24 protein-coding genes are annotated in these 26,035 nt (G+C 67.1%); 9 read left to right on the forward strand and 15 right to left on the reverse strand.

Annotation, left to right across the window (positions count from 1 at the left end):
• Positions 1-60: 60 nt before the first annotated feature.
• The 3 genes from pstA to pstS form a co-directional block, all read right to left on the reverse strand.
• A complete protein-coding gene (gene pstA, locus IDF66_RS07345; RefSeq protein ID WP_190266363.1) occupies positions 61-963 on the reverse strand; it encodes a phosphate ABC transporter permease PstA in 903 nt (300 codons plus the stop codon).
• A gap of 1 nt (position 964) precedes the next feature.
• Positions 965-2,002 (reverse strand): phosphate ABC transporter permease subunit PstC, encoded by a 1,038-nt coding sequence (gene pstC, locus IDF66_RS07350; RefSeq protein WP_190266364.1) that lies wholly within the window; start codon positions 2,000-2,002, stop codon positions 965-967.
• A 124-nt stretch (positions 2,003-2,126) separates the two neighbouring features.
• A complete protein-coding gene (pstS, locus tag IDF66_RS07355; RefSeq protein WP_190266365.1) occupies positions 2,127-3,209 on the reverse strand; it encodes a phosphate ABC transporter substrate-binding protein PstS in 1,083 nt (360 codons plus the stop codon).
• 232 nt (positions 3,210-3,441) lie between these two features.
• Here pstS and IDF66_RS07360 point away from each other — a divergent pair, with 232 nt between their 5' ends.
• Positions 3,442-4,305 carry an alpha/beta fold hydrolase gene (locus tag IDF66_RS07360; RefSeq protein ID WP_190266366.1) on the forward strand — a complete coding sequence of 288 codons (864 nt, stop codon included), beginning with the start codon at positions 3,442-3,444 and terminating at the stop codon, positions 4,303-4,305.
• 29 nt (positions 4,306-4,334) lie between these two features.
• Here the strand turns inward: IDF66_RS07360 and mshD are convergent, their stop codons facing one another.
• Together mshD and IDF66_RS07370 are read right to left on the reverse strand one after the other, a co-directional pair.
• Positions 4,335-5,261: a mycothiol synthase gene (gene mshD / locus IDF66_RS07365; protein ID WP_317628621.1), complete on the reverse strand. Its 927-nt coding sequence runs from the start codon at positions 5,259-5,261 to the stop codon at positions 4,335-4,337.
• Positions 5,239-6,033 carry a winged helix-turn-helix transcriptional regulator gene (locus tag IDF66_RS07370; RefSeq protein WP_164307250.1) on the reverse strand — a complete coding sequence of 265 codons (795 nt, stop codon included), beginning with the start codon at positions 6,031-6,033 and terminating at the stop codon, positions 5,239-5,241. Before IDF66_RS07370 ends, mshD begins: the two co-directional genes overlap by 23 nt.
• Positions 6,034-6,177: 144 nt before the next feature.
• Here IDF66_RS07370 and IDF66_RS07375 point away from each other — a divergent pair, with 144 nt between their 5' ends.
• The 3 genes from IDF66_RS07375 to IDF66_RS07385 all read left to right on the forward strand — a co-directional run bounded on the left by IDF66_RS07375 (position 6,178) and on the right by IDF66_RS07385 (position 8,610).
• Complete coding sequence (locus tag IDF66_RS07375) at positions 6,178-7,098, forward strand: LmeA family phospholipid-binding protein (RefSeq protein ID WP_190266368.1); 921 nt, start codon at positions 6,178-6,180, stop codon at positions 7,096-7,098.
• Between the two features lie 364 nt (positions 7,099-7,462).
• Complete coding sequence (locus IDF66_RS07380; RefSeq protein WP_164307252.1) at positions 7,463-8,302, forward strand: sulfurtransferase; 840 nt, start codon at positions 7,463-7,465, stop codon at positions 8,300-8,302.
• A gap of 2 nt (positions 8,303-8,304) precedes the next feature.
• On the forward strand, positions 8,305-8,610 hold the full coding sequence (locus tag IDF66_RS07385; RefSeq protein WP_164307253.1) for a DUF1416 domain-containing protein: 306 nt from the start codon (positions 8,305-8,307) through the stop codon (positions 8,608-8,610).
• A gap of 102 nt (positions 8,611-8,712) precedes the next feature.
• Here IDF66_RS07385 and IDF66_RS07390 read toward each other — a convergent pair whose 3' ends face one another.
• A complete protein-coding gene (locus IDF66_RS07390; RefSeq protein WP_164307254.1) occupies positions 8,713-9,162 on the reverse strand; it encodes an SRPBCC family protein in 450 nt (149 codons plus the stop codon).
• Between the two features lie 166 nt (positions 9,163-9,328).
• On the opposite strand from IDF66_RS07390, the gene IDF66_RS07395 reads away from it, so the two are divergent.
• Positions 9,329-9,979, forward strand: coding sequence for an FABP family protein (locus IDF66_RS07395; protein WP_164307255.1), 651 nt, complete (start codon positions 9,329-9,331; stop codon positions 9,977-9,979).
• 13 nt (positions 9,980-9,992) lie between these two features.
• Here IDF66_RS07395 and IDF66_RS07400 read toward each other — a convergent pair whose 3' ends face one another.
• From IDF66_RS07400 to IDF66_RS07425, 6 genes are all read right to left on the reverse strand, one after another.
• A complete protein-coding gene (locus IDF66_RS07400; protein WP_190266369.1) occupies positions 9,993-11,321 on the reverse strand; it encodes a hypothetical protein in 1,329 nt (442 codons plus the stop codon).
• A 488-nt stretch (positions 11,322-11,809) separates the two neighbouring features.
• Positions 11,810-13,603, reverse strand: coding sequence for a thiol reductant ABC exporter subunit CydC (cydC, locus tag IDF66_RS07405; RefSeq protein WP_317628622.1), 1,794 nt, complete (start codon positions 13,601-13,603; stop codon positions 11,810-11,812).
• The gene (gene cydD / locus IDF66_RS07410; protein WP_190266370.1) at positions 13,593-15,335 is read right to left on the reverse strand and encodes a thiol reductant ABC exporter subunit CydD; all 1,743 of its coding nucleotides are present in this window, start codon (positions 15,333-15,335) and stop codon (positions 13,593-13,595) included. Before cydD ends, cydC begins: the two co-directional genes overlap by 11 nt.
• Positions 15,332-16,414 (reverse strand): cytochrome d ubiquinol oxidase subunit II, encoded by a 1,083-nt coding sequence (gene cydB / locus IDF66_RS07415; RefSeq protein WP_190266371.1) that lies wholly within the window; start codon positions 16,412-16,414, stop codon positions 15,332-15,334. The genes cydD and cydB overlap by 4 nt, the downstream gene beginning before the upstream one ends.
• A gap of 11 nt (positions 16,415-16,425) precedes the next feature.
• Positions 16,426-17,994 (reverse strand): cytochrome ubiquinol oxidase subunit I, encoded by a 1,569-nt coding sequence (locus tag IDF66_RS07420; RefSeq protein WP_164307258.1) that lies wholly within the window; start codon positions 17,992-17,994, stop codon positions 16,426-16,428.
• 251 nt (positions 17,995-18,245) lie between these two features.
• Entirely contained in the window at positions 18,246-19,112 is an 867-nt protein-coding gene (locus tag IDF66_RS07425) for an aminodeoxychorismate lyase (protein ID WP_190266372.1), read from the reverse strand.
• A gap of 74 nt (positions 19,113-19,186) precedes the next feature.
• On the opposite strand from IDF66_RS07425, the gene ygfZ reads away from it, so the two are divergent.
• The 3 genes from ygfZ (at position 19,187) to IDF66_RS07440 (ending at position 21,355) form a co-directional block, all read left to right on the forward strand.
• A complete protein-coding gene (gene ygfZ / locus IDF66_RS07430; RefSeq protein ID WP_190266373.1) occupies positions 19,187-20,365 on the forward strand; it encodes a CAF17-like 4Fe-4S cluster assembly/insertion protein YgfZ in 1,179 nt (392 codons plus the stop codon).
• Positions 20,366-20,367: 2 nt separating this feature from the next.
• The gene (locus IDF66_RS07435; RefSeq protein ID WP_190266374.1) at positions 20,368-21,021 is read left to right on the forward strand and encodes an MOSC domain-containing protein; all 654 of its coding nucleotides are present in this window, start codon (positions 20,368-20,370) and stop codon (positions 21,019-21,021) included.
• A 157-nt stretch (positions 21,022-21,178) separates the two neighbouring features.
• Entirely contained in the window at positions 21,179-21,355 is a 177-nt protein-coding gene (locus IDF66_RS07440) for a DUF3073 domain-containing protein (protein ID WP_164307262.1), read from the forward strand.
• 376 nt (positions 21,356-21,731) lie between these two features.
• Here the strand turns inward: IDF66_RS07440 and purM are convergent, their stop codons facing one another.
• The gene (gene purM, locus IDF66_RS07445; RefSeq protein ID WP_164307263.1) at positions 21,732-22,853 is read right to left on the reverse strand and encodes a phosphoribosylformylglycinamidine cyclo-ligase; all 1,122 of its coding nucleotides are present in this window, start codon (positions 22,851-22,853) and stop codon (positions 21,732-21,734) included.
• A 208-nt stretch (positions 22,854-23,061) separates the two neighbouring features.
• Entirely contained in the window at positions 23,062-24,642 is a 1,581-nt protein-coding gene (purF, locus tag IDF66_RS07450; protein ID WP_190266375.1) for an amidophosphoribosyltransferase, read from the reverse strand.
• Positions 24,643-24,821: 179 nt separating this feature from the next.
• On the opposite strand from purF, the gene IDF66_RS07455 reads away from it, so the two are divergent.
• Positions 24,822-25,613: a CPBP family intramembrane glutamic endopeptidase gene (locus tag IDF66_RS07455; RefSeq protein WP_190267375.1), complete on the forward strand. Its 792-nt coding sequence runs from the start codon at positions 24,822-24,824 to the stop codon at positions 25,611-25,613.
• A 20-nt stretch (positions 25,614-25,633) separates the two neighbouring features.
• Here IDF66_RS07455 and IDF66_RS07460 read toward each other — a convergent pair whose 3' ends face one another.
• The gene (locus tag IDF66_RS07460; protein ID WP_190266376.1) at positions 25,634-26,020 is read right to left on the reverse strand and encodes a sterol carrier family protein; all 387 of its coding nucleotides are present in this window, start codon (positions 26,018-26,020) and stop codon (positions 25,634-25,636) included.
• Positions 26,021-26,035: the final 15 nt, after the last annotated feature.

The raw sequence follows: 26,035 nt of genomic DNA on the forward strand, positions 1-26,035 counted from the left end.
CGTTCTCGCGGTGGAGGTCCCTCCGCTCCCCGAGGGGCGAGCGAAGCGGTTCTCGAAGGGTCAGGAGGTCTTGGGGGCGAACAACTTCGCCACGGCTTTGGCGCCGAAGTACACGATCGCGACCAGGATGACCAGGGTGAGCGCCGCACCCCACACCTTGTCGAAGGCCCCGGGACCGTTGTTGTACTGCTGCACCATCATCAGCGGGAGCGATTCCTGGTTGCCGGCGAACGGATTCCAGTTCATCGCCCGTGTCGATCCGACCAGGATCAGCACCGGGGCGGATTCGCCCATCACACGCGCGATGGCCAGCATCACGCCGGTGATGATGCCTGACAACGCCGTCGGCAGGACCACTCGCGCAATGGTCTTCCATTTCGGGATACCCAGTGCGTATGACGCCTCTCGCAGATCCTGCGGGACGATCTTGAGCATCTCCTCGGTCGCGCGGACCACCAGCGGCACCATCAGCAGCACCAGTGCGAGCGACACCACGAATCCCATTCGCGGCAATCCGAGCGACGTGCGCCACACGGCATAGATGAACAGGGCGGCCACGATCGACGGGACACCGGACAGGATGTCGACCATGAAGGTCGTGGTGCGCGCGAGGAACGACTTGCCGTTGCTGTACTCGACCAGGTAGATCGCCACGAAGATGCCGAGCGGAACAGAGATCACCGCGGCCAGCGCGGTCTGGACGAGGGTGCCGACGATCGCGTTGGCTGCCCCGCCCCTGCGCTCGGCCGACAACCACCATTGCGGGTCGAGGATCGGTTCGATCCCGCGCGCGATGAGCGTCACGACCAGCCATATCAGCGGTACCAGCGCGATCAGCAGCGCTGCCGACACCAGGACCCGGGTGGACTGATTGACGATCTTGCGCCGGGTGGCCACCGGCTGGAATCCGGATGGGCGCTTCTTGACGGGTTCGCTGGGCCGCGAATCGATGGTCGCTGTCATGTCACTTCTTCCTCCGGGCGACCACCGCGCGGGCGGCTGCGTTCACGACGAACGTCAGAACGAACAAGGTCAGGCCTGCCGAGATGTACGCGCCGGTCTTCGACGGTGAGTCGAACTCGGCCGCATTGTTGGCGATCTTCGTCGCGAAGGTCTCGCCGCTCTCCATCAGGTTGAAATCGATCGGCCCGGCCGTCGAAATGATCAGCAGCAGGGCCATCGTCTCGCCGAGCGCACGGCCGAGGCCGAGCATGCCGCCGCTGATGTATCCGGAGAACCCGAACGGGAGCACCGAGACCTTCACGACCTCCCACTTGGTCGCACCGAGCGCGAGAGCCGCCTCCCGGTGGGCCGTCGGCGTCTGCATGAACACCTCGCGGGTGACCGCGGTGATGATCGGCAGGATCATGATCGCCAGCACGATGCCCGCGGTGAGCATGGTGCCGCCCGTCGACATGTTGGCGACCTGGCTGGGTTCCTGGAAGAACGGGAGGAAGCCCAGGTTGCCGACCAGCCAGTTGTTGACCGGGACCAGCGCGGGTCCGAGAACGAGGATGCCCCACAGGCCGTAGACGATGGACGGGATCGCGGCGAGCAGATCGACCGTGTAGGTGATGGGCCCGACGAACCGTTTCGGCGCGTACTCCGTCACGAAGATCGAGATCCCCAGCGCGACGGGCATGGCCAGGACCAAGGCGATCACCGACACGACGACGGTGGCGTAGAAGAGTTGCGGGATACCGAACTTCAGTTCGGTCCCGGTGGTGATCCACTCGCCCTGGTAGGTGAAGAAGTTGGCGGTGTTCTTGGCGAGCGACGGAATCGCTTGTGCCAGTAGAAAGATCGCGATCAGAGCGATGACGATCGAGACCAGGACACCCGAGCCGACCGACAGCGTGCGGAAGATCTGGTCGCCGAGCCTGCTGTGCTTGGCGGTGGTGAGTTCGCTGGGCTGCGCCTCGGGTGGAAGGTCCGGCGACGGCGCTGCACCCAGCGGACCACCCTCGGCGTGCTCGCCCTGATTCTGGCTGAGTGAGGTCATGCGTCCTTCTGGTTCTGCTCTGGTCATCGCGCCACTTCCCGGATAGTGGATCGGCCTAGTGTCTCAACCGTGGTCGCGGGGCCGCAAATGCTCCGGCCCCGCGACTCACGATGCGTTGTCTCCGTCAGGAGTTCTGGCCGCCGGCACCACCGGTCAGGCTGTCGATCGTGCCCTGCAATGTCGCCTTGTAGGCGGCCGGCAGCGGCACGTAGCCGATCTCGGCAAGGCCGTCCTGACCCGAGTTCAGGGCGGTGGTGAAGGCCTCCTTGAGGGTCGAGCTGATGTTCTCGTCGGAGTAGCCCGTCGAGCACACGATCTCGTAGGTGGTCAGCATCAGCGGGTACGCCCCGGCGGTCTTCGACGCGAAGAGCGCGTCGGTGTCCACCACGAGGTCCTTGCTGCCCGGGGTCTTGAACTTGACCGAGTCCAGCGCCTTGCCTGCCGACCCGGCATTCAACGCGACCGGTCCCGCACCGAAGTCGATCTGGGCCACACCCAGCTTGTTCTCGGTGGCGAAGCCCCACTCGACATAGGTGATCGCGCCCGGGGTCTTCTTGACGGTGTCGCCGACGCCGGTCGACTTGGCCGCAGCGGAGCCGCCCTTGCCCTGGAACTCCTTGCTGTGCTCATACGGCCAGGCCTGCGGTGCCGACGCCTGGAGGAACTGCTGGAAGTTGTCGGTGGTGCCCGAGCTGTCGCTGCGGTGAACCGGCACGATGTTCTCGGCGGGCAGGGCGACGCCGGGGTTCAATGCGGCGATCGCCGGGTCATTCCACTTGGTGATCTTGGAATCGAAGATGCCCGCAAGCACCGTCGGGTTGAGCTTGAGGCTGTCGACCCCCTGCACGTTGTAGGCGACCGCGACCGGGCCGGCCACCAACGGAATGTGCCACGCGTCGTTGCCGTTGCAGCGTTCCTTCGCCGACGCGGCCTCCTCGGGCTTGAGTGCCGAATCCGAACCCGCGAAGTCGACGTCGCCCGCGATGAACTTCTTGATGCCGTCCCCCGAGCCACTGCCCGTGTAATCCATCACGATGTCGCCGTTGTCGGTCACCACGTTGCTGAAGTGCTCCATCGCCTTCTGCTGCGCAGTCGAGCCCTCGCCGCTGATCGTCTTGGTGTCCCCGCCACTACTGCATGCGCTGACCAGGGCGACCATCGCAATGGTCGATACCGCCGCCAACGCACCGTTCCGATTGATCTTCACCGCTACACGTGCCTTTCGATCGATGACCCCGGCACTCCGGAGTGTCCGAAATGACGCTAGGCCGGGCTGGTGGACTGATCACCGACACCAGATGAACACACGGTGAATTGGCCGGGGCGTGGTCCGACAAGTCCTCGAGCGGTCGAAAACGCCCGGAGAGCCCACGACCGGTAGAGTTCGGCCAAGACCCGAAGTGCCGGACATCTGACCGACTGCGTGGGGAGCGACGTCCGTGACGAACGAGTACAACCATCTCGACCTGCACGGCGACCGAGTCGCCTATCGCGATGCCGGCGACGGCGACGCACTGCTGCTCATCCACGGGATGGCCGGCAGCTCCGCCACCTGGGATGCCGTGATCCCCGCCCTCGCCCGGCGCCACCGCATCATCGCGCCGGATCTGCCCGGGCACGGCGACTCCGACAAGCCCCGGGGTGACTATTCCCTGGGAGCCTTTGCGGCCTTCCTGCGCGATCTGCTCGACGAGATCGGGATCGACAAGGTCACGGTCATCGGCCAATCGCTCGGTGGCGGGGTCGCGATGCAGTTCACCTACCAACACCCTGACTACTGCGAGCGCCTCGTGTTGATCGGCAGTGGCGGACTGGGGCCAGACGTCAATTGGATGCTGAGGTTCCTCGCCGCCCCCGGCGCGGAACTCATCCTCCCCGTCATTGCTCCGAAACCTGTTCTGCGGGTCGGTGAGACGGTTCGGTCGTGGGCTTCGTCGGCCGGTATCCGTTCGCCACGGGCGGACCAGACCTGGCGGGCCTATGCGTCGTTGTCAGACGCCGCGACGCGCCGGGCGTTCCTCCGGACACTGCGCGCGGTGGTCGATCACCGCGGCCAGGCGGTCAGCGCCCTGAACCGGTTGTACCTCAACGCCGAGTTGCCAACCCAGTTGATCTGGGGCGACAAGGACAACATCATCCCGGTCGCGCATGGGATCGCCGCCCACGAGGCCATCCCGGGGAGCCGTCTCGAGATCCTGCCGGGTGTGGGCCACTATCCGCACGCCGAGGCGCCCGACGAAGTGGTGCGGATCCTGGACGACTTCCTGACCGAGGCACCGGCGCGGGCGCGGAAACTCGGCTGAGCAGACCGCCGGTCGTCGCCGGCCCGGCGTCACCCGTAGGCGACGTCGATCGCGTACCTCGTGAAGCCGAGCCGCTCATATGTGTGCAGCGCGGCCACGTTGTCGCCCTCGACGTACAGTTCCACCTCGCCGATGTGGCGATCGGCGAGATGATGCAGTCCCGCCAGGGTCAGCAGCCGGCCGAGTCCCCGGCCCTGGGCCGCGGGATCGACGCCGACGATGTAGACCTCGCCCAGACTCGGGTCGTGCACCTTCGTCCAGTGGAAGCCGAGCAAGTGTTCCGGGCTCCCGGCGTCGAATGCGAGGAACAGCCCTTTCGCGTCGAACCAGTCACTCCGGACCCGTTCGGTGATCTGCGCCTGGGTCCATCCACCTTGTTCGGGATGCCAGTCGAACGCTGCGTTGTTGACCCGCAAGATCTCGGCGTCGTCGGCGGGACCTTCGTAGGTACGCAACACGGTTCGGTCGTCGAGCTCGAGAGGCGGCAGTGCGTCGCCTGCCGGCGGGAGCGGCCGACGTAGCTGCAACAGTTCGCGGCGCCGGGCCAGACCCAGTTTCGCCGCGAGCGCCACCGCACCGGGCAAGTCGCCATGCGCCCAGACCCGCGGCGCCGGATCGGCGGTGACGTCTCGCGCCACGTCGAACGCCTCGACGAGAAGCGCCCGACCGTGGCCTGCCCGTCGACGGGCCGGATCGACAACGGCCTCGATCATGGCCGGTTCACCTGATCGGCCGGCAATCACGTTTGCATAGCCTGCGTCCGAGAAGACATGACGCACAATCTGATCCGACGATCCGTCGATCACGGCCACCGATTGTTCGGACAACGGCACGACCCCGTCGGCGTCGGTCGCCGACCTCACCAGCCTGTGCGCGAAGTCGACGGCCTCAGGGGTCAGATGGTCGGCCACCGTCAGTCCGGCGCCGGTTCCGTCAGTTCCCATTGGTGGTGGCACTGAACTCCTCGTCGAGCGGTCCATCGAGATCATCGGCAGCGAAGCCGTCTGCCCCGTCGGGCATCACGTCCATCGAGTTGTCGGTGTCCGCCGATCCCCTGCCGCGGTTCGGACGCACCGCCTTGTACCCGACGTTACGTACTGTACCGATCAGGGATTCGTGCTCGCTGCCCAGCTTCGCGCGCAGCCGACGGACGTGGACGTCGACCGTGCGGGTGCCACCGAAGAAGTCGTACCCCCAGACCTCCTGCAGCAGTTGCGCTCTCGTGAACACACGACCGGCGTTCTGCGCAAGGTACTTGAGGAGTTCGAACTCCTTGTAGGTCAGATCCAGTGGGCGGCCACGCAACCGGGCGGTGTAGGTGCCCTCGTCGATGATCAACTCGCCAAGCGTGACCTTGCCGCTGGCCTCCTCGGTGGTCATCCCGCGCGTACGGACCACCAGCAGCCGCAGACGCGCGTCGAGCTCTGCGGGTCCGGTACCGGGAAGCAGGAATTCGTCGAGACCCCAGTCGGCGTTCACCGCGACGAGCCCACCCTCGGTGAGTACCGCGGCCACCGGCGCGGCTGAACCGGTGCTGCCGAGCAGCCGGCAGAGTCCGCGGGCCGCGGCGAGATCGGTCCTCGCGTCGACGATCGCGACGTCGGCGTTGCCCGCCTCCATCAGCGACGAGACCTCGGTCGGCGCCACCCGCACAGTGTGTGCCAGCAACGACAGGGATGGGAGGACGGACTCCGGATTCGGATCGGCTGTCAACAGTAAGAGATCCATGTAGTACTCCGATCTCGTCGTTCCCCAACCCGTGGACACCCGAACCCGACCCTCGTGCGGACCGGTCCGGCACTGCTCACGTGGCCGACGGTTTGTTTACGCCGCCTTACCAACGTGTGCGCGATAGGTGACAGAATAGCGCCAATGTCGCGTTTCGCTGTTAACAAGGCGTCCGGGGGAGGCCGACAGCGTGTATCCCGGCGCCGACACGGGCACCGGCACCGGGGACGTCGGATTCTGGGTGTCGGCATCGTCGGGGTGGTCGTGGTCGCCCTGGTACTGCTTCTCACCGACACCGTCGCGGCGATGCGCACCGAACACGATCTCTCCCGGGCATTGCTCGCGTCACCGCGCGTGACCTATGAGCCAGAGGTCACCATCAGCGGGTTTCCCTTTCTGACCCATGCGCGCGCCGACGACTTCGGCGGCGCGGTGATCACCGCCCGCGGCGTCGCGGTCACCTGCCCGTCTCCGGCCGGCTGCCGTGCCGAACTCGGCGCCACCTTGGGCCGGTGGTCGACGCCGGACGCCTTCGACATCGAATCGGGTGACGTACTGCACACCGCGTCGGTGGACGCCTACACACGGCTGGATTCGGTGAATCTCGGACGGATGCTCGGCATCCTCGATCTGACGGTCAACACCCCCGCACCGGAGGACAAGGCGGGCGGCGGTGGGCCGGGCGACGGACTCCTGCGCCGCACCTCGGGGGTGTTGCTGACCGGAACCGTTCCCTTGCCACCGATTCCCACCGGAACACGGATTCCGCCGTCGGCGTCGGCGTACCCCGGTCCGAAGGTGAAGGTCAGCGTCGCGGTGGACCTCTCCGTGGTCGACGGCCGCCTACGCATCTCGGCAACCGACTTCTATCGCGGCCCCGAGGAACACGTCGACGCCGACGTCGCGGACGATCTCCGCGGATATGTGTTGTCGCGGTTCACGGCAACGCTCCCTCCGATGCCGTTGCCCTGGCAGACCACACCGACCGAGGCCCACAGCGAGGGCAGTGACGTACTCCTGACCGGTACGCGCGGCGCGACCGACCTCGTCCCGAGCGACTTCTGACGGCTCGCCACTCACCACGCCGTCGATCGGCGACGATGGCGGGAGCCGTTTTGGGGACGCCGGTCACCGCTGTGTACCCTCGTTGGCATGCAACTGCGCCGTGAGTTCATGCTCACTCGCCGTCGTGCGATCGACTTCTGTCGCGTCGCCGATTGTTGCTGTCGTTAGTCTCTGAGAGCGCGGCGCCCGTCGGCGCGTTCTACTGACGATGGTGGCCGGTGCGGTTCCTTGCATCTCTGACATCTCGCGTCTCATCCGGACATCTCCGGTGACCAGAACCATCCGCGACGAATCACCCGGTCGGCATCATCGGCGTTTCACATCTCTCCACAAATATCCGCAAGTATCTGGGAAGGACCCAACCATGGCACGTTCCGACGTCCTGGTCAGCGCCGACTGGGCTGAGCAGAACCTCAACACCGACGGAATCGTCTTCGTCGAGGTCGACGAGGACACCTCCGCCTACGACGGCGGCCACATCGCCGGCGCCGTGAAGATCGACTGGAAGACCGACCTGCAGGATCCGGTCCGTCGCGACTTCGTCGATGCCGAGCAGTTCTCCAAGCTGCTCAGCGAGCGCGGCATCTCCAACGACGACACCGTCGTCCTCTACGGCGGCAACAACAACTGGTTCGCGGCCTACGCCTACTGGTACTTCAAGCTCTACGGCCACAACGACGTCAAGCTCCTCGACGGCGGCCGCAAGAAGTGGGAGCTCGACGGCCGTCCGCTGTCGACCGACTCGGTGAGCCGTCCGGCCACCACCTACAAGGCCGCCGAGCCGGATCTGACCATCCGCGCGTTCCGCGACGAGACCGTCGCCGCCATCGGCAACAAGAACCTCGTCGACGTGCGCAGCCCTGACGAGTTCTCCGGCAAGATCCTCGCGCCTGCCCACCTCCCGCAGGAGCAGAGCCAGCGTCCCGGCCACATCCCCGGCGCCATCAACGTGCCGTGGAGCAAGGCCGCCAACGAGGACGGCACGTTCAAGAGCGACGAAGATCTCGCCGAGCTGTACTCCGAGGCGGGCCTCGACGGCGAGAAGGAAACCATCGCCTACTGCCGTATCGGCGAGCGTTCCAGCCACACCTGGTTCGTGCTGAAGGAACTGCTGGGCCACCAGAACGTGAAGAACTACGACGGCAGCTGGACCGAATACGGCTCGCTGGTCGGCGTGCCCGTCGAGCTCGGAGAAGGAAAGTAACCATGTGTGCTGCACCCAAGCAAGGGCAGAAACTGCCCGCAGGCGTCGACGTCGAGAAGGAGACCGTCCTGACCGGTCAGGTCAACGACTCCGATGGCACGCCGGTCGCCGGCGCGTTCGTCCGGCTGCTCGACTCGACCGGTGAGTTCACCGCCGAGGTCGTGGCCAGCCCGACCGGCGACTTCCGCTTCTTCGCCGCCCCCGGCACGTGGACGCTTCGTGCGCTGTCCTCGGTCGGCAACGGTGACGTGACCATCTCGCCGGAAGGCCCGGGCGTGCACGAGCACGACATCGTCGTCAAGAAGTAGATCGCTCCACGCGACCGAAGGCCCCCGGGTTCAACCCCGGGGGCCTTCGTCATGGTCGGTGACAGCCGTCGGACGCCCTGATGCGACCGAAACCCGTGCCGTCTATGGCTTCTCCGCGATCGCGGCCAGCCGGTCGATCGACGACCGCAACCGATCCGACGTCGTGGCGCGCGCCCGGACCAGGCGCTGCGGGTCCTGCAGGTCGGTCCAGTCGTAGGTGTGGATCACCAGGGTCGATGCGTCGCCGTCGGGCTCGAGTTCCCACCGCCACAGATGTCCGGGCGGTTCGGAGCCCTCCTCCGCTGGTTTCCAGGCGATGCGCCGACCTTCCTCGAACTCGACGACGTGGTTCTCCCGGAGGGCGCCGGTCGTCAGGGTCATCGCGAACACCTCGCCCGCCGCGGTCACCCGACGGCCGGACGGCGCCTGCGACAGGTTGTCGTTGCCGTCCCATTCGGGCTGCCGCGCCGGATCGGCGATCAGCTCGAAGATGCGTTCGGCCGGGGCCGCGATCCGGCGGCTCGCCGTCGAGATGCGCTGTTCATCGCTCATGCCACCATCCAAGCATCGGACCAGACCACCTCGGGTCGATGACGGCAGAACTCGCGCGCTAGACTCTGCGCGTGGTCATTTTCTTCGAGATCCTGCTGATCCTGGCATCGATTCTGATCGCCTGGTTCGGTGTCTACGTCCTCTACCGTCTGATCAACGACGAGTCGTGACCCGGCCTGCGGATGAACCGGACGGCGCGGCGCGCCGTTCCGGCGACGACGCGATCAATCAGGCGGCCGAACGTGCCCGGGAGACCGCGGACCGCAATCTCCCCGAGTGGGGCGAGCTCCCGCTCCCCCACGACACCGCCAATCTCCGCCAGGGCGCCGATCTGCATTCCGGCCTCCTCGCACTTCTGCCGATGGTGGGGGTCTGGCTGGGAGAGGGTGAGGGCAACGATCCCGACACCGGCGCCGACTACCACTTCGCGCAACAGATCATCATCAGTCACGACGGTCAGAACTTTCTCAACTGGCAGGCCCGGTCGTGGGTGATCGATGACGACGCACGTTTCGTTCGTCCCGATCTGCGTGAGACCGGGTTCTGGCGGATCGGCGACGACGACACCATCGAACTGCTCCTGGCCCATGCGGAGGGTTCGATCGAACTGTTCTACGGTCAGCCCCTGACCCAGACCTCATGGGAACTCGCCACCGACGTGGTGATCAAGGCCGATTCCGGCCGCCGCACCGGTGGCGCGAAACGGCTCTACGGACTCGTCGAGGACGGCGACCTCGCCTATGTGGAGGAGCGCGTCGACGCCGACGGCGATCTCATCCCACGGATCTCGGCCAAGCTCCGTCGCTACGCCGGCTGACGTATCGGGTTTCTCAACCGGCTGCCCGCCGTAACCACCGACGACGGTCAGACCACGCCAGGTAGAGGTTCTTCTTGGGCACGGCGCTGTAGACCACCGTGCCGAGCATGATCACGACCGAGCCGAAATTGGTTGCGGTACCCGGTGTGCCACTGGTTCCCGGGATGACCGCGCCCGACGACGCGAAGCTCGCCGACCGGCCGGGCCTGCTGTCCACACGCTCGCCGACGACGGAGAACACCTGGCCGGTGTCGGCGTCCGCGCACACCGGGAAGGTCATCCGGGTGCCCGCCGTCACCTCGGCGACGACCCGCTCGCCCTCACGGTTGTAGATCACCGCTATCGACTCGTCGCCGGTGTTGCGGATGGTCATCCGGTCCGCGCCTGTCCGGTACTGGTAGGTGACGCCACTCGCCTCGGCGTCGAGATGGATCTGCTGCGGATAACCGCAATCCCAGTCGGCGCTCCACGGGGTCAGGTAGTGGTAGTCGAGGTGGTCGCGCCGCGAGGGAATCGGCAGCACACTCGGCATCAGCTCTCCCGAGCGCAGCCACATGACACCCAATAGCGTTGGGCTGCAATCGGTTCGGGGCGTCTGCACGTAGCACACGGCGTCTCCGGGCGGAATCGGGACCGACTCGCCCGGGCGCGCGACCACGAGGTCGAGCGGGCCGTCGGCGCCGACGGTCAGCACCGCCACCTCGCTGTCGCCGTGATTGTGCAGGGCCACCTCACCGTCGATGCGCGTGTGGTGGACACCGTGCGCGAACGGATCGGCGAACACGAACTGCGGCGCGGTCGGCGCACCGAAGTCGATGTCGCCCGGCTTCCAGTAGACATCGTCGGGGTCGAGCGCTGCCCAGTCGACCTCGTCCGGGGCCGGGCCGTCGAGCATGAACAACGGCTCGGTGCTCTCCGGATCACGCCCGGCCACGATCTGTCCGACGAGGACCGGACGGTCGCCGACCCGGGCGGTCTGCAGGATGTGCGACTCGGCGACGGGCAGATCGACCGACGTGCCGCCCGGCAGATGCGTGAACACCGTTCCGTCGGTCCCCGGCAGTTCCGGAGTCGACAACACCCCGAGGTCGCGCGCGCCCCGGTTGTGGAGTACGAGCTGGTCGGAGCCCGACGTGTGCGAGTAGGTGAGACCCGAAACGTGGCCGCTGGTCCAGGTGGCCGCGCCGTCGTTGGTCCAGTCCGGGTCGTCTGGCGTCAGGAATCGGGCTCGGACCTCGGTGTCCACGTGATCGGCGGCGATCTCGTGCGGGAGGCCCACGGGCATACGAGGCACCGATGATGCCTCGTGATCGGATGCCACGTGAGCATGTGTCGCGGTCATGTCGGGTCTCCCTCGCCGAAGATGTTCGGTCGACTGTGGTTCGCGTCGCGACCCGGTACGGATGGGTCGGGCCTGATCGGGTCGATCACGGACTGGTGTCAATTTCACGCCGGAGTCGGTGTCGGAGCACGAGTAGTCGACTACTTGAATTACCGATCGGGATCACGGTGACGCGCGTTACACACGCCTGATTCGTGGGAGTCACGTTCGGACCAGACAGTGACCCCGGACGGAAACGACCCCCGTACCGCCCGTCAGCAGGGCCAGGGCCGATCGGACTCGATCGGGGTACGGGGGTCGGGTGACCATCTGGGATTCGCCGGCACGGAGGGTGCGGCCTGACGGCGCACTCCCATGGCAGTGAATGCCACGATCCGCGCTAGCGGATGGTCACCTCACGTGTCCAATAGTCATACAACTTCGAACCACCTCCTTCCTCGTGTACAGCCGAAGATACGCCTGCCCACGACCGGGCGGCAACGCCTTTTTCACCGGGTTGCGACAGGTTCGATCTCGAGCACCGCGCAGCTCGGATTGGCAAGTGAAAGATCTTGCGCCCCAGCATGATGCGTGACGATGACCACGGTCTTCGACGACGCGAACAGCCCGCCCTCGGCGGCGATCAGCCCGCGCAGGAGCATTGCCGCATCGTCGGCGTCGAGATGCTCGGTCGGTTCGTCGAGCAGCACGACCGGCGCCGGATGCAGCAACGCCCGGGCCAGGAGCAGCCGGCGTCGCTGACCGCCGCTGACCGCATCCGCTCCCCCGGTCAGTGCGGTGTCGATACCGTCGGGCAGCCCGGCGACCCAGGCTCGCAGCCCCACCGCGTCGAGCGCCGCGATGAGCTCGGCATCGTCGGCGTCACCCCGGGCGACCAGCAGATTCTCCCGGACCGTCGTGGAGAAGACGTGGCCCTCCTCGGCGACGTAGCAGACCGCCGCACGCAGATCGACAGGGTCGGCGGTGCCGTCGCGGCAGCCGACCGTTCCCGCGCGAGCCTCCAAGAGCCCGGCCAGGGTCAGCATGAGTGCCGATTTCCCCGACCCGCTCGGCCCGACCACCATCATCCGCCCGCCGGGCGGCACGGTCATGGACAGCCCGTCGGCGGGACCCGTGACATTCGTCGACGACCAACCCCACCGCAGCGCATCGACGTCGATCGTCACCGGACCCGGATGGATCTCGCGGTCCCACGGGCCCGGGTCGTGTGCGGCCACTCCGCCTGGCTCCGAGCCGACCTCGGACGCACCTGCGCCGTCGACCAGCGCCATCACCCGGGCCGCGCTCTGACGACTCCGCTCGATCTGGATTCCGGCCTCGGTGAGCGGTCCCGTCGATTCGAAAGCGGACAGCGGCAGCAGGATGAGGACGCCGAGGATCATCGGGGTGAGACCCTCGCCCGAGGCCACGGACGCCAACGATCCCGGCACCGACGACACGAGCCCGATCCCGATCAGGCAGGCCGCCAGCACCGAGATACCCACCGACAGGGGCGTTGCCGCGGCCGCGGCGGCCTCGTGGCGCAGTCCCCGATCGGCCGCCGCCAGCGCTTCGGTGTCAGCCGCCCTGGCGGCGGCGAGTACGTGCTCCCGGCGCCGCGCGACGGTCAGCTCCGGAGCGTGCCAGAGCGCGGCGAGGGCCGCCTCCGACGAGCGGGTCGCGGCCGCCGACGAATCGCCGATCGATCGCGCGGAGCCGCGGGCCGCCAGCCACGGCGCGACGAGCCCGCTGACCACCAGGGCGACCGCGAGGATCAGGGCCGCCCACCACGACACGAGGCCCATGATGATCACCGCGGCGACACCGGTCACCGCGCCGACGGCGATCGGGACCACGCCCCGGATCAGGGCATTGCCGATCTCGTCGATGTCGTCACCGGTGCGGGCCAGCAGGTCTCCGCGACGCAACGTCACCGAATACGCGGGATCGCCGGCGGCCAGCCTGCGATAGACGCGTTCACGCGCCGTCGCCATCGCGCCGAGCGCGAGGTCGTGTGTGGCCAGGCGCTCGAGGTACCGGAAGACCCCGCGCGAGATGCCGAGGGCCCGAACCGACGTGATCGCCACCGACAGGTAGAGCACCGGCGGCATCTGCCACGCACGCGTGATCAGCCATGCCGACAACGCCGCCAGGCCGAGCGCCGACAGCGATCCGCCCACACCAAGCAGGATCGATTTCGCCAGCGGCCGACCCTGCAGCCCGAGGAAGGCGAAGGCCCGTCGCAAGGGATCGGGCGTTCGCCCATGGCGGGCGGTACCGGTCGGCCAGGGTTCATGCGCCACGGTGCACCCCGCCGATCTCGACGATCCGGTCTGCGTGCGCGCGCGCGAGCGGCTGGTGGGCAACCGCCACCACGGTGTCGCCTGCGCGGGCCCGGGCCGACAGCACGCCGAGCACCGCAGCCGCCGACCGTTCGTCGAGATGCGCGGTCGGCTCGTCGAGGAGCATCAGCGGCGACGGCGAGGCCAGCACCCGGGTGAGCGCGAGTCGTTGCCGCTGGCCCGCCGAGAGCCCGACGCCACCCGCGCCGAGCACGGTCTCCACACCATCCGGCAGTCCGTCGACGACATCGTCGAAACCGGTCGCCTCCGAGACACGTCGCAGCTCTGCCGGGTCGAGGACTCCGAACAGCTCGAGATTCTCTCTGACCGTGCCGGGAACGATCACCGGCAACTGCGGCAACCATGCGATCTGCTCGTGCAGCGCGGCAGGATCGAGTTCGGCGACCGAGATCGAACCGATCAGCACCGAACCCTCATCGGGTTCGATGAGGCCCATGACGGCCAGCAGCGTGGTCGACTTTCCCGCCCCGTTCGGTCCGGTCAGCACCGTCAGCTCGCCCGGCCCGATCGTCACGGCGAGTCGATGGGGTGCCCAGCCGTCTCGCCCGTGCACACCGACGTCGAGGAGTCTGATCTGTTGCCCGGCAACCGAACAGGTGCGGTGGCCGGGATGAGATGCCGCAGAGGCGTCGGCCGCCTCGATCAACTCGACGACCTCGCCGGCCGCGGCGACCCCGTCGGCCGAGTTGTGGAACTGGGCACCGACCTGCCGGAGCGGGTGGTAGGCCTCCGGAGCCAGGATCAGCGCGAGAACGCCTGCGTACAGACTCATCTCGCCGTAGACGAGACGGATTCCGATGCCCACGGCCACCAGCGCCACACACAACGTCGCGAGCAACTCGAGGACGGCGCCGGACAGGAACGCGACCCGCAACGCCGACATCGTGGTCCGCCGGTGGGTGCGTCCGAGCTGGGCCACGCGTTCGGCCGGCCCGCGTGACCGGTTCAGTGCCCGCAGCGTCGGGAGGCCGGCGATCAGGTCGAGCAGTTGCGCGTTCAGACGACTCATCGCCTGGAGTTTGCGGTCGGTCCGGTCCCGCGTCATCAACCCGATCAGCACCATGAAGAGCGGTATCAGCGGGAGCGTGATCAGAATGACCAGCGCCGACGGCCAGTCGGTGACAGCGATGACGAGGACCACCGTCGGGGTGACCGTGAGGGTGAGGATCAGCGCGGGCAGGTAGCCGGCCAGATACGGTGCGAGACTGTCGAGCCCGCGCAGCAACACGGTGCTTGCGTGCTCGCGCCGCTCCGCGAGGTCGCGCGGTGACGTGGTCGCGGGGTCGGTCAGGACGTCGAGAGCGCGTGCGCGTAACTGGGCGATGACGCGCGCGGACGCCCGCTGCGCGTACCGGTCGTGCAGGTAGGTCATCGCCGCCCGGGCGACCACGGCACCTGCCAGGACACCGAGGTGAACGTGTTGGGCGGCAATGGATCGCCGGCCGGGATCGACGATGAGTTCGGACACGATCGACGCCGCCATCGCCGCGGTCACGATGATCGCGATCACCGCACCGAACGAGAAGACCGCCGTGACGACCACATACCAGCGGGCGGCGGGCGAATACCGCAGCAGGCGTGGGTCGACCGGCCCGGCGCGGCGTGCCGGTGCGCCCGCCTCGGCGGTGTCGGCCTCCCCGGTGGACGCGGTGGTGCTGGCAGCCCGCGTCATTCAGTCGGCACACGCAGCGACGAGAGGCCGGTCGGCGCGGGGATCTGTTCCACCGAGATCCGCTTGCGGAACACCCAGTAGGTCCACGCCTGGTAGGCGATGACGACCGGTGTGATGAGTACCGCGGCCCAGGTCATGATCGTCAGCGTGTAGTGGCTCGACGACGTGTTTTCGATGGTCAGGTTGTAGGCCGAATTCGTGGTGGACGGCAACACATTCGGGTAGAGCACCGAGAACAGGGTGGCCACGGTCCCGGCGATCGCGACGCAGGTCGCGAAGAACGCGACGCCCTCTCGTCTCACCTGGGTCGCCAACACCATCACCACCGCCGCCACGGCCGCGACCAACACCGGAATCCACGTCCACCCGTTGCCGTACGCGAATTGGGTCCACAGCAAGAACGCCGCGGCCACCACCAGGGTGGGGATGGCCAGCAGGGAGGCGTACTTCATCGAATCCTGTTTCAGCACACCGCTCGTCTTCAGCGCCAGGAAGACCGCGCCGTGGGTGAGGAAAGCCAGCAATGTCGTCAGGCCGCCGAGCAGCGCGTACGGGTTGAGCAGATTGAAGAACCCGGCCGTGTACTGCGCATCGGCATCGATGGGCAGGCCCCGGATGACGTTCGCGAATGCGACGCCCCACAGGATGGCCGGAATCCAGGACCCCAGCCCGATCCCCACATCGGCCCACGCGCGCCACTTCGGCGAATTGATCTTGCCCCGCCATTCGATGGCACACACGCGGGTGATGAGCCCGACCAGGATCAGGAACAGCGGCAGATAGAAGGCCGAGAACATCGTCGCGTACCAGCCACCGAATGCCGCGAATATCGCGGCGCCACCGGTGATCACCCACACCTCGTTGCCGTCCCACACCGGCCCGATGGTGTTCAGGATCGCTCGGCGACGACTGTCCGGATCGGCGAGGTCTTCGGTCGGCTCGACCTTCTCGTCACCACCGGTATGGCTGCGCCCGAGGAAGGGCATCAACATGCCGACCCCGAAGTCGAAACCCTCGAGCACGAAATAGCCGACGAACAGTATCGCGATGATCAGAAACCAGAACTCCTGAAGTCCCATCGGTCATCTCCTCAGTACGCGAACGAGAGTTGTTTGGGCTCACCGGAATCGGAATCGTCCGGCGACGGCTCATCGGGTGGGACCGCATCGTAGGTGGCCGGCCCCTCGATGATGTAGCGGCGCTGCAGCATGAACCACACGATCCCGAGTGCCCCGTAGAGAACCGTGAACCCGATGAGCGTCACCCAGACCGTCGCCGCCACATGATTGGAGACACCGTCCTGGACGAGCATGTGGATCCGCAACGGGTCCAGATCCTCGGCCCAGTTCGGTGCGACCACCCAGGGCTGGCGTCCCATCTCGGTGAAGATCCAGCCGGAACTGTTGGCCAAGAACGGGGTGGGGATCATCCACAAGGCCAGCAAGCCGAACTTTCGCGACTCGACAACCCGCTTCTTCCGCGTCAGCCACAGTCCGCCCAACGCTAGCACCGCCGAGCCGAGCGCCCAGGTGATCATCGCCCGGAAGCCCCAGTAGGTGACGAACAGGTTCGGCGCGAAGTTCTGCCCGGGCATGTCGAGCGCCTCCTGGTACTGCACCTGTAGCTGGTTCACGCCCTGCACAGTGCTGTGGATGTCGCGATTGGCCAGGAACGACAACATGTTGGGGATCTCGATCACCGGATGGACGTTGTCGCAGTTGTTCTGCCGACCGACGCTCAGCACCGAGAACGCGGCACCGGTCTCGGTGTTGCACAGGGATTCCGCCGATGCCATCTTCATCGGCTGCTGCTCGAACATGATCTCGGCCTGGATGTCGCCGGTGATGAACAGGGCTACGCCCGAGACCACGGTCACCCACAGCGCGAACCGGGTCACCGGGCGCCACATCCTGCGTGCATCATGCTCGAGATCCTCGGGCGTGGCGTCGATCTGACTGGGTGACGTCGCCTTCGGCATCCCGGAGGTGTCACCGGTCTCGATGGCCACGCGAAGTTTCTTCGCCCGCCACATGTTCCGCGCCATCCACCAACAACCGATGGCCGCTACGAAGGTGCCTGCGGTGAGCAGCGCGCCGGCGATGACGTGCGGGAACGCCGCCAGCGTGGTGTTGTTGGTGAGCACCGCCCAGAAGTCGTTCATAGCCGGACGATTTCGTTCGTTGTCCCACTCCACACCCACCGGGTGCTGCATCCACGAGTTCGCGGCGATGATGAAGTAGGCAGATGCGTTGACACCGATCGCGGCCAGCCAGATACAGGCCAGGTGGACTCGCCGCGGCAAACGACCCCAGCCGAAGATCCACAGACCGATGAAGGTCGATTCGAGGAAGAACGCGACCAGGCCTTCGAAGGCCAATGGCGCACCGAACACATCGGCGACGTACCGGCTGTACTCGCTCCAGTTCATGCCGAACTGGAATTCCTGCACGATGCCGGTGGCGACACCCAGCGCGAAGTTGATCAGGAAGAGCTTCCCGAAGAACTTGGTCGCGCGCAGCCACTGTTCGTTGCCGGTCACGTGCCAGACCGTCTGCATGACAGCGATCATCGGCGCCAGACCGATGGTCAGTGGGACCAGAATGAAGTGATAGACGGTGGTGATCCCGAATTGCCATCGGGAGACATCAAGAGCGTCCATGTCGCCTCTATCAGAGTCGGTGCATCGGGCTGCGATGCACGGGCCGGGCCGCGGTGTGCGACCTCCTGACTGCCGAACCCTCACCTACTACATTTCGTAGTAGTCGTGCCCGACCCACGCTACGCTGCGCGGTTGGGCAAGTTCAAGCACCCAAAGTCCTGATCGCACCTGGATGAAATTGTGGTCTGGATCCCGTCCGCCCGCCCACCGGCGACGGGTCACCGGTCAACGCACGCACGTCGCTCTCATTGTCAGTCAACGCAAATCGCGCGGTCCACCAAATCAGCGAATTCGTCATCTGTCGTTGATGTCGGCATCACATACCGATTGAGCGATCTGACCCGCGCGGCCAAGGTGACACTGCTGATCAGCCAGACCGAATCGGCGCCGATGAGGTCTGCGCGCCGAAGGGTCTGCGTCGCGGTCGTCCAGCCCTCCTGCTCCGCGATGTCGAAGACCGCGCGCTGCGTGGTCCCGGGCAGGATGCCGGTCTCGGGCGGCGGGGTGGCCAGGGTCTTCCCCGTCACGGTGACGACCGTCGATCGCGGCCCCTCCAGCACCGCTCCCTCACTGCTGAGGTAGATCACGTCGTCGAAACCCTGCTGTTCGGCATGACGCAGGGCGGCCATGTTGGTCGCGTAGCTCAGCGACTTGGCACCGAGGAGCTGCCACGGCGCGGTCTCGGCGAGATCTGTCGAGTAGCCGCGGTCCAGTGTCACCACCGAGAGTCCCTCCGAGCGGGCGTGCCGTACCCGCTCGGCGACGGCACCGACGACCAGATACGCCGTCGGCCCGGCATCCGGCGCACTCTCCCGCCCTCGCGAGTAGATCAGCCGCAGCCACGCCTCGCCGTCTCCACCCGCGACCGACCATTCCTTCTCGGCCACCTCGATGGCCGACTGCCATGCATCACGATCGGGCTCGGGCAGATCCATCATCGCCGCGCTCCGTCCGAGACGATCGAGGTGCGCTCCCACCCGCCGCGTCCGGCCGGACCGGATCAGCAAGGTCTCGAACGCACCGTCGCCACGCACCGCCGCCAGGTCGTCGGCATGGAGGAACGGGACGTCGGGATCGTGCACCGTGCCGTCGAGGGTGACCAGAATCTGCTGCGCCATGGACTCGAGGCTAGGTGAGGTCCGTCCGCCACGACCGGCACTCGCCGGTTCGTGTCGCCCCGTAGACTCGACATGTGACCGCGTCGCGCATTCTGACCAGGTATTCCACTCAGGGCGCCGTGCCCGGGCCACCCCAGGACGGTGATGACGACCTCGTCCGGGTCGCCTGGCATTACGGAGATCCCCTCGGAGAGCAGCGGACCGCGGAACGTTCCGCGGCGGTCGTCGATCGTTCGGACCGGGCGGTGATCGAGTTGCCGGGTGCCGATCGACTGACCTGGCTGCACACCATCTCCAGTCAGCATGTGGAGTCCCTCGCCGACCGGACCAGCGCCGAGAACCTGTCGCTCGATGCGAACGGTCGCGTCGAGGAGCACTTCGTGATGACCGATGTCGACGGGGTGACCTGGGTCGACTGCGAAGGTCGGCGCGGGCCGATCCTGCTGGACTTTCTCACGAAGATGGTCTTCTGGGCGAAGGTCGAGCCGGCTGCCCGGCCCGACATGTCGGTGCTCACACTGATCGGTCCGGACATCCTGCACGGCCCGATCGCCGACCTCATCGACCTCACCCCCGACGCCCCGATCTACACCGCGGGCGATCTGCCCGAACTCCACCACGAGGAGGAACCGCTCGGTTTCTGGCGGGTGATGCCGCCGATCGGCGAGGGCGCACGGCTGCCCGTGATCGACCTGGTGATCCCCGAATCCGCCGTCGAGGCGTGGTGGACACAACTCACCGACGCCGGCGCACGGATGGCAGGCGGCTGGACCCACGACGCGCTGCGGGTCGCCGCGTTGCGCCCCCGACACGGTGTCGACACCGATGACCGCACCATCCCGCAGGAGGTGAACTGGATCGGCGGCCCCGACGAGCTCGGGGCGGTTCACCTCGACAAGGGTTGCTACCGCGGACAGGAGACCGTCGCGCGGGTCCACAACCTCGGCAAGGCGCCACGTCGCCTCGTGCTGCTCCATCTCGACGGGAGCACCGACGAACGACCGTCGACCGGCGATCCGGTCAAGGCAGGCGGACGCGTGGTCGGCCGGATCGGGACCGTCGTCGACCATTACGAGCTCGGTCCGATTGCGCTGGCGCTGGTCAAACGATCGGTCGGCCCTGAGGTCGACCTCCTCGTCGACGGCGAGCGCCCGGTGAGTGCCCGGATCGACCCCGACTCCGTCCGCGACGACGATCGCGTCCAGGCAGGCCGCGCAGCGATCGACCGGCTCCGCCACGGCGGGGTCTCGTAGTCGTGACCGCCGGCGACCCGCCGACCGGAGTCGTCCTGGCCGTGTGCGCCGCGACCGACGACGTCATTCTCGACGCGATCGGGGCCAGCGGGATCGACAAGCGGCCACTGGCCGGCCGCATCTCCGTCGGAGAACTCGGGCTGGTGCCCGACCACGTCGTCGACACCAAGCACCACGGCGGCATCGAGCAGGCGGTCTACGCCTACAGCGAACGCGAGGCGCTGCGCTGGGCCGAGGAGCTCGGCCGCGAACTGCCGCCCGGCTGGTTCGGCGAGAATCTGCGGATCGACGGGCTGCCGATCACCGACGCGGTGGTCGGGGAGCGCTGGGAGATCGGCGATGACGGCCTCGTCGTCGAGACGACGATTCCACGCACGCCCTGCCGCGTCTTTGCCGCGTGGGCGGAAGAAGATCAGTGGATCAAGCGGTTTCTGGATCGCGCCGACACCGGCTCCTACCTGCGGGTTGTCACCCCGGGCAGTGTCGGCGCCGGGGACGCGGTCCGTCTGGTCCATCGACCCGATCACCGGGTCACCGTGCGTGATCTCCTGAGCGGCACCGCCGCCGATGCGCACGCTCTCGCGACCCTGCTGGCCTGCGAGGACCTCGGTCCCAAGGTCCGACGGGAGGCCTCGCGCAAACTGGCCCACGCGTGACCTGACTCCCCGCTTTCCGACTCGCTGCGGCACAGTCGGCAGGGCGATCCGCATTATCGGAACGAGCGCGCTAAACTGGTGCCACGACAGATTCATTACCTAGAGAACGGGGCCGCCAAGCGTTTGGCCGCCCCGTCATTGTGCGAGGGGGTCCCAAATGGGCCGCGGCCGGGCAAAAGCAAAGCAGACGAAGGTTGCTCGTCAGCTGAAGTACTCCACTCCGAACACCGACTTCGACAGCTTGCAGCGCGAGTTGTCTGGGTCGGAGGACTCGGCGGAACGCCGGGATCCGGTGGACGAGTGGGTCGACGAGGATGAGTGGCGTCGAGCCTGACGCTCCTGAGTCGTCGACTCCACCCTCTCCTCTCGGCACCGATCTCGGTGCACACCAACGCAACAACCACACCTGAGCAGTTCGCTCGTGGCCATCGTCACGCGCGAGATGCTCAGGTGTGGTTGTCTGCTGTCGACGTCGGGAGCACCGACGCACGCCGACCAGGTGGCTTCGATCTCGATACGCGACTCACTCCGTTCGCCGCTACTCGATCAACAGAAGAACCGCAGCTCCCCCCGCCGGTCGAGTAGCCGCGACGCCCCCCGCCGGTCGAGTAGCCGCGACGCCCCCCGCCGGTCGAGTAGCCGCGACGAAGGAGCGGCGTATCGAGACCAGCCGCGCCGACGCGCAAACCGTCACACCGGCAGTGCAGTGGTCAGAAGCGCGGATGCTCGCCGGCCAGCACCACCCGGGGCAGCTCGGTGTTCTTCGGCTCCGTGGACCGTTTGACCGCACCGAGCACCCAGTTGTCCACGTGCCGGGCGGTGAGCACCGCCTGCGCGCGCTCGGTGTCCTCGGGCGCCACCACCGCGACCATGCCGACACCCATGTTGAACGTACGCTCCATCTCCTCGCGCTCCACCCGGCCACGCTGGCCGATCATGGCGAACACCGGTGCCGGGGTCCAGGTCCCGCGCTCGAGCTCGGCAACCAGACCCGACGGGATCACCCGCGCCAGATTCTCGGCCAAGCCGCCACCGGTGACATGCGCGAAGGTGCGGACATCGGTCTCGGCCGCCAACGCGAGGCAGTCGCGCGCATAGATCCGGGTCGGCTCGAGCAGCTCCTCACCGAGTGAGCGGCCGAACTCCTCGACATGCCCGGCGAGGTCCATGTGGCCCCATTCGAGGAGCACCTTGCGAGCGAGCGAGTAGCCGTTGGAATGCAGGCCCGACGACCCCATCCCGATGACCACATCACCCGGACGTACACGCTCGGGCGAGAGGATCTGGTCGGCCTCGACGACCCCGATCGCGGTGGCCGAGAGGTCGTAGTGGTCTTCGCCCATGAGGCCGGGATGTTCGGCGGTCTCCCCGCCGAGCAGTGCACAGCCGGCGTCCACACAGCCGTCGGCGATACCCGCGACGATCTGCGCCACCGTCTCCGGCACCACCTTGCCGACGGCGATGTAGTCCTGCAGAAAGAGCGGCTCCGCCCCGCACACGACCAGGTCATCGACGCACATGGCAACCAGATCGCGACCCACGGTGTCGTGCTTGTTCATCGCCTGGGCGATGGCGAGCTTGGTGCCGACGCCGTCACTCGCCGCGGCGAGGACAGGCTCTCGGTAGTTGCCCTTGAGCGCGAACAATCCGGAGAACCCGCCGAGACCGCCCATGACTTCTGGGCGGGACGCGCGCTTGGCATGCGGTGCAAACAGTTCGACCGCGCGCTCACCTGCGTCGATGTCCACGCCTGCGGCTGCGTACGAGGCACCACCGTCGCCGGCGTGCGGGTTGTTTGCCGGATTGTCGGCAGCCGAATCCCGATCGGTCATCTAGCTGAGCACCCCTTGTCGAAATCCAGGTTGTCGGACCTCCGGGTGATCGGAGGCGCCGTCGTCGCGCATGATGTAGGCCGTGGTCCGGTGGCCCGCGATTCCGACGTCGGCACAGCGAGTCACCACCGCTCAAACACGGTACCCGACCGTGGTGCGGCCGTACCGTTCGGTGCGGGGCGTCGGCAGTGGATCCGGCAGCCCGAGATCAGGGCCGCATCACCGCGCTGACGTTGTCGTTGGCAACGGTCAGCGGGTCGACACGACCGTCGCCGGCAGCGCTGGCGAGCATCTGCTCGAGCACCGCCTTGCCCATGGAGGTCTCCTTGGGCAGGTCGATGGGATAGTCCCCGTCGAAGCACGCCGCGCACAGATTCTCCGCCCCCTGCTCGGTGGCCCCGATCATCTCGTCGATGCTGATGTAACCGAGCGAGTCGGCGCCGATCGCCTGCCGCACGCCCTCGACCATGCCGGCCTCGGATTCCATGCCGTTGGCGATCAGTTCGGCAGGCGACGCGAAGTCGATGCCGTAGAAGCACGGCCACCGCACCGGGCTGGACGCGATCCGCACATGCACCTCGGCGGCACCCGCCTCGCGCAGCATCCGGATCAACGCGCGCTGGGTGTTGCCGCGGACAATCGAATCATCCACGACCACAAGACGTTTGCCGCGGATGACCTCTTTGAGCGGGTTGAGCTTGAGGCGGATGCCGAGTTGACGGATCGTCTGCGACGGCTGGATGAAGGTACGTCCGACATAGGCGTTCTTCATCAGGCCCTGTCCGTACGGGATGCCCGATTCCTGCGCGAAACCGACTGCGGCGGGTGTGCCGGACTCGGGCACCGGGATCACCAGGTCACCCTCGGCGGGATGCTGCCGCGCCAGCCGGCGACCGATCTCCACACGGGTCGAATGCACCGACCGGCCGTGGATCACGCTGTCCGGTCGTGCGAGATAGACGTACTCGAAGACACAGCCCCGGGGCTTGGCCTCGGCGAATCGTGAGCTGCGGACGCCGTCGGCGTCGATCGCGAGGAGCTCGCCCGGCTCGATGTCACGCACGAACGACGCGCCGACGATGTCGAAGGCCGCGGTCTCGGAGGCGACCACCCATCCGCGATCGAGCCGCCCGAGCGACAGCGGACGCACCCCGTGTGGGTCGCGCGCCGCGTAGAGCGTGTGTTCGTCCATGAACGTGAGGCAGAACGCACCCTGCAGCGTGGGCAGCAGATCCATCGCCGCCTGCTCCAACGTGCTGTCCGCAGCGCCATGGGCGAGCAGGGCGCCGACCAGATCGGAATCCGACGTCGCAGCCGAACTCATCACGCCGAGCGCACGCGCCCGGCTGGCCAGGTCGGCGGTGTTCACCAGATTGCCGTTGTGCCCGAGGGCGACCCCGGTGCCCGCATCGGTGGTCCGGAAGATCGGCTGCGAATTCTCCCAGGTCGTCGACCCGGTCGTCGAGTAGCGGCAGTGCCCGATGGCCACGTGGCCGACCATTGCGCCGAGGGTCTGCTCGTCGAAGACCTGGCTGACGAGCCCGAGATCCTTGAACACCAGGACCTGCGATCCGTCACCGACGGCAATGCCCGCCGCCTCCTGGCCGCGGTGCTGCAGAGCATAGAGCCCGTAATAGGAGAGCTTGGCCACATCCTCGCCCGGTGCCCACACCCCGAAGACACCGCACTCCTCGCGAGGCTCGTTCTCGACGTCGTCGGCGGGCTGTGCGGTACCGCATGATCGCGTGGGAGCGAGGAGGTTTGTGCTGTTGATCGACAAGTCGGTCATCAATGGGCTCCCTGAGATCGAGGACGCAGGTGGGCTGGGGAGACGCACCAAGCGTACCGACCGGTAGCGGCGTTACGCGAATCCGGCAACGGCGCGCCGACCGGCCGTATTCCGCCCGCCCGCGGCCAGTCGCAGGCGCGGCACGCCGGATGTGCGCGGGCTACCTTGTCCCGGTGACGATGCCGCTTCCCGACCACCCGCCGCGACGACCCCTGCGACAGCTGACCTATCTGTGGTTCGCGGTCGTGGTGATCGTCTACCTCGCGATCATCCAACTCGGCGGGCTGGCGGTCGAACACGCGAGCGGGCTGACGGACATCGTCACGACCCGGGGCGTCGTGTTCACGATGATCATCCCGCTCGGAGTGGCACTGGCCTTCACGTTCCTGGTGGTGAGCCGACTCGGGTGGTGGCGGCCGGTCCTGCACGACGAGCGCCCTGTGTCACGGTGGGTGTGGATCGTGCCGGTGTTGATGCTGGTGGCGATTGCCGCAGGCACCGACTATCGGGCCCTCGCCGACAAGGATCTGATCTTCGTCCTCACGCTCCTGGTCGCCACCCAATTCGTCGGGTGGGGCGAGGAGACGATGTTCCGTGGGATCGGTGTCACGGCGATGCGTGAGCACGGCCTCGCGGAGGGACGGGTCGCGCTGTGGTCGAGCATCGTCTTCGGGGCGGTCCACCTCACCAACGCGATCGGCCACGGCGTCTCCGCGATTCCGCAGGCGATCGCCGTCAGCCTCGCCGGCTACTTCTTCTACCTGATGAGGCGGGTCTCGCGGGGCAATGTCCTCAACTCGGTCGTCCACGGACTCTTCGACTTCTCGATCCTCACCGGGACGTCGATCCTCGTCGACCAGAGCGGCTACGTCGGATCGGTCGCCGCGATCCTGGTCTATCCGATCCTGGCCGTCATCCTGATCATCCGACGCAAGCAGATCGAACCTGCACCCACCCCGGTGGTGTCCTGACACCTCGGCCGGGGCACTCCTCACAGCGGGAACAGCGGCATCCAGTGCGCGACATCCCCGGCCCGCGATCCGGATGCGGTGACCTCACCGTCGTCCACCAGATCCGTCATGTCCCGGATTCCGGTGACCATCCGCATCCAGCTCCGCGGGTCCGTCTCCACCACGTTGGGCGGTGTTCCGCGCGTGTGCCGCGGACCTTCGATGCACTGGACGGCCACATACGGCGGCACCCGCACCTCGACGGAGTTGCCGGGTGCGACGTCGGCGAGCGTACGGGCGGTCAGTCGGACGGCAGCGGCGACCTCCTGCCGGGCGGGAGCCTCGACGGTGTCGTCACGAATCCACTCGGCGACGGCGACGACCGCCGCCCTGGCCTGCGCCGGATCGATCGGTTTACGCGCTGCCACGCCGACCATCATGCA

It is taken from the genome of Gordonia hankookensis (assembly GCF_014673215.1).
Classification (GTDB): domain Bacteria; phylum Actinomycetota; class Actinomycetes; order Mycobacteriales; family Mycobacteriaceae; genus Gordonia; species Gordonia hankookensis.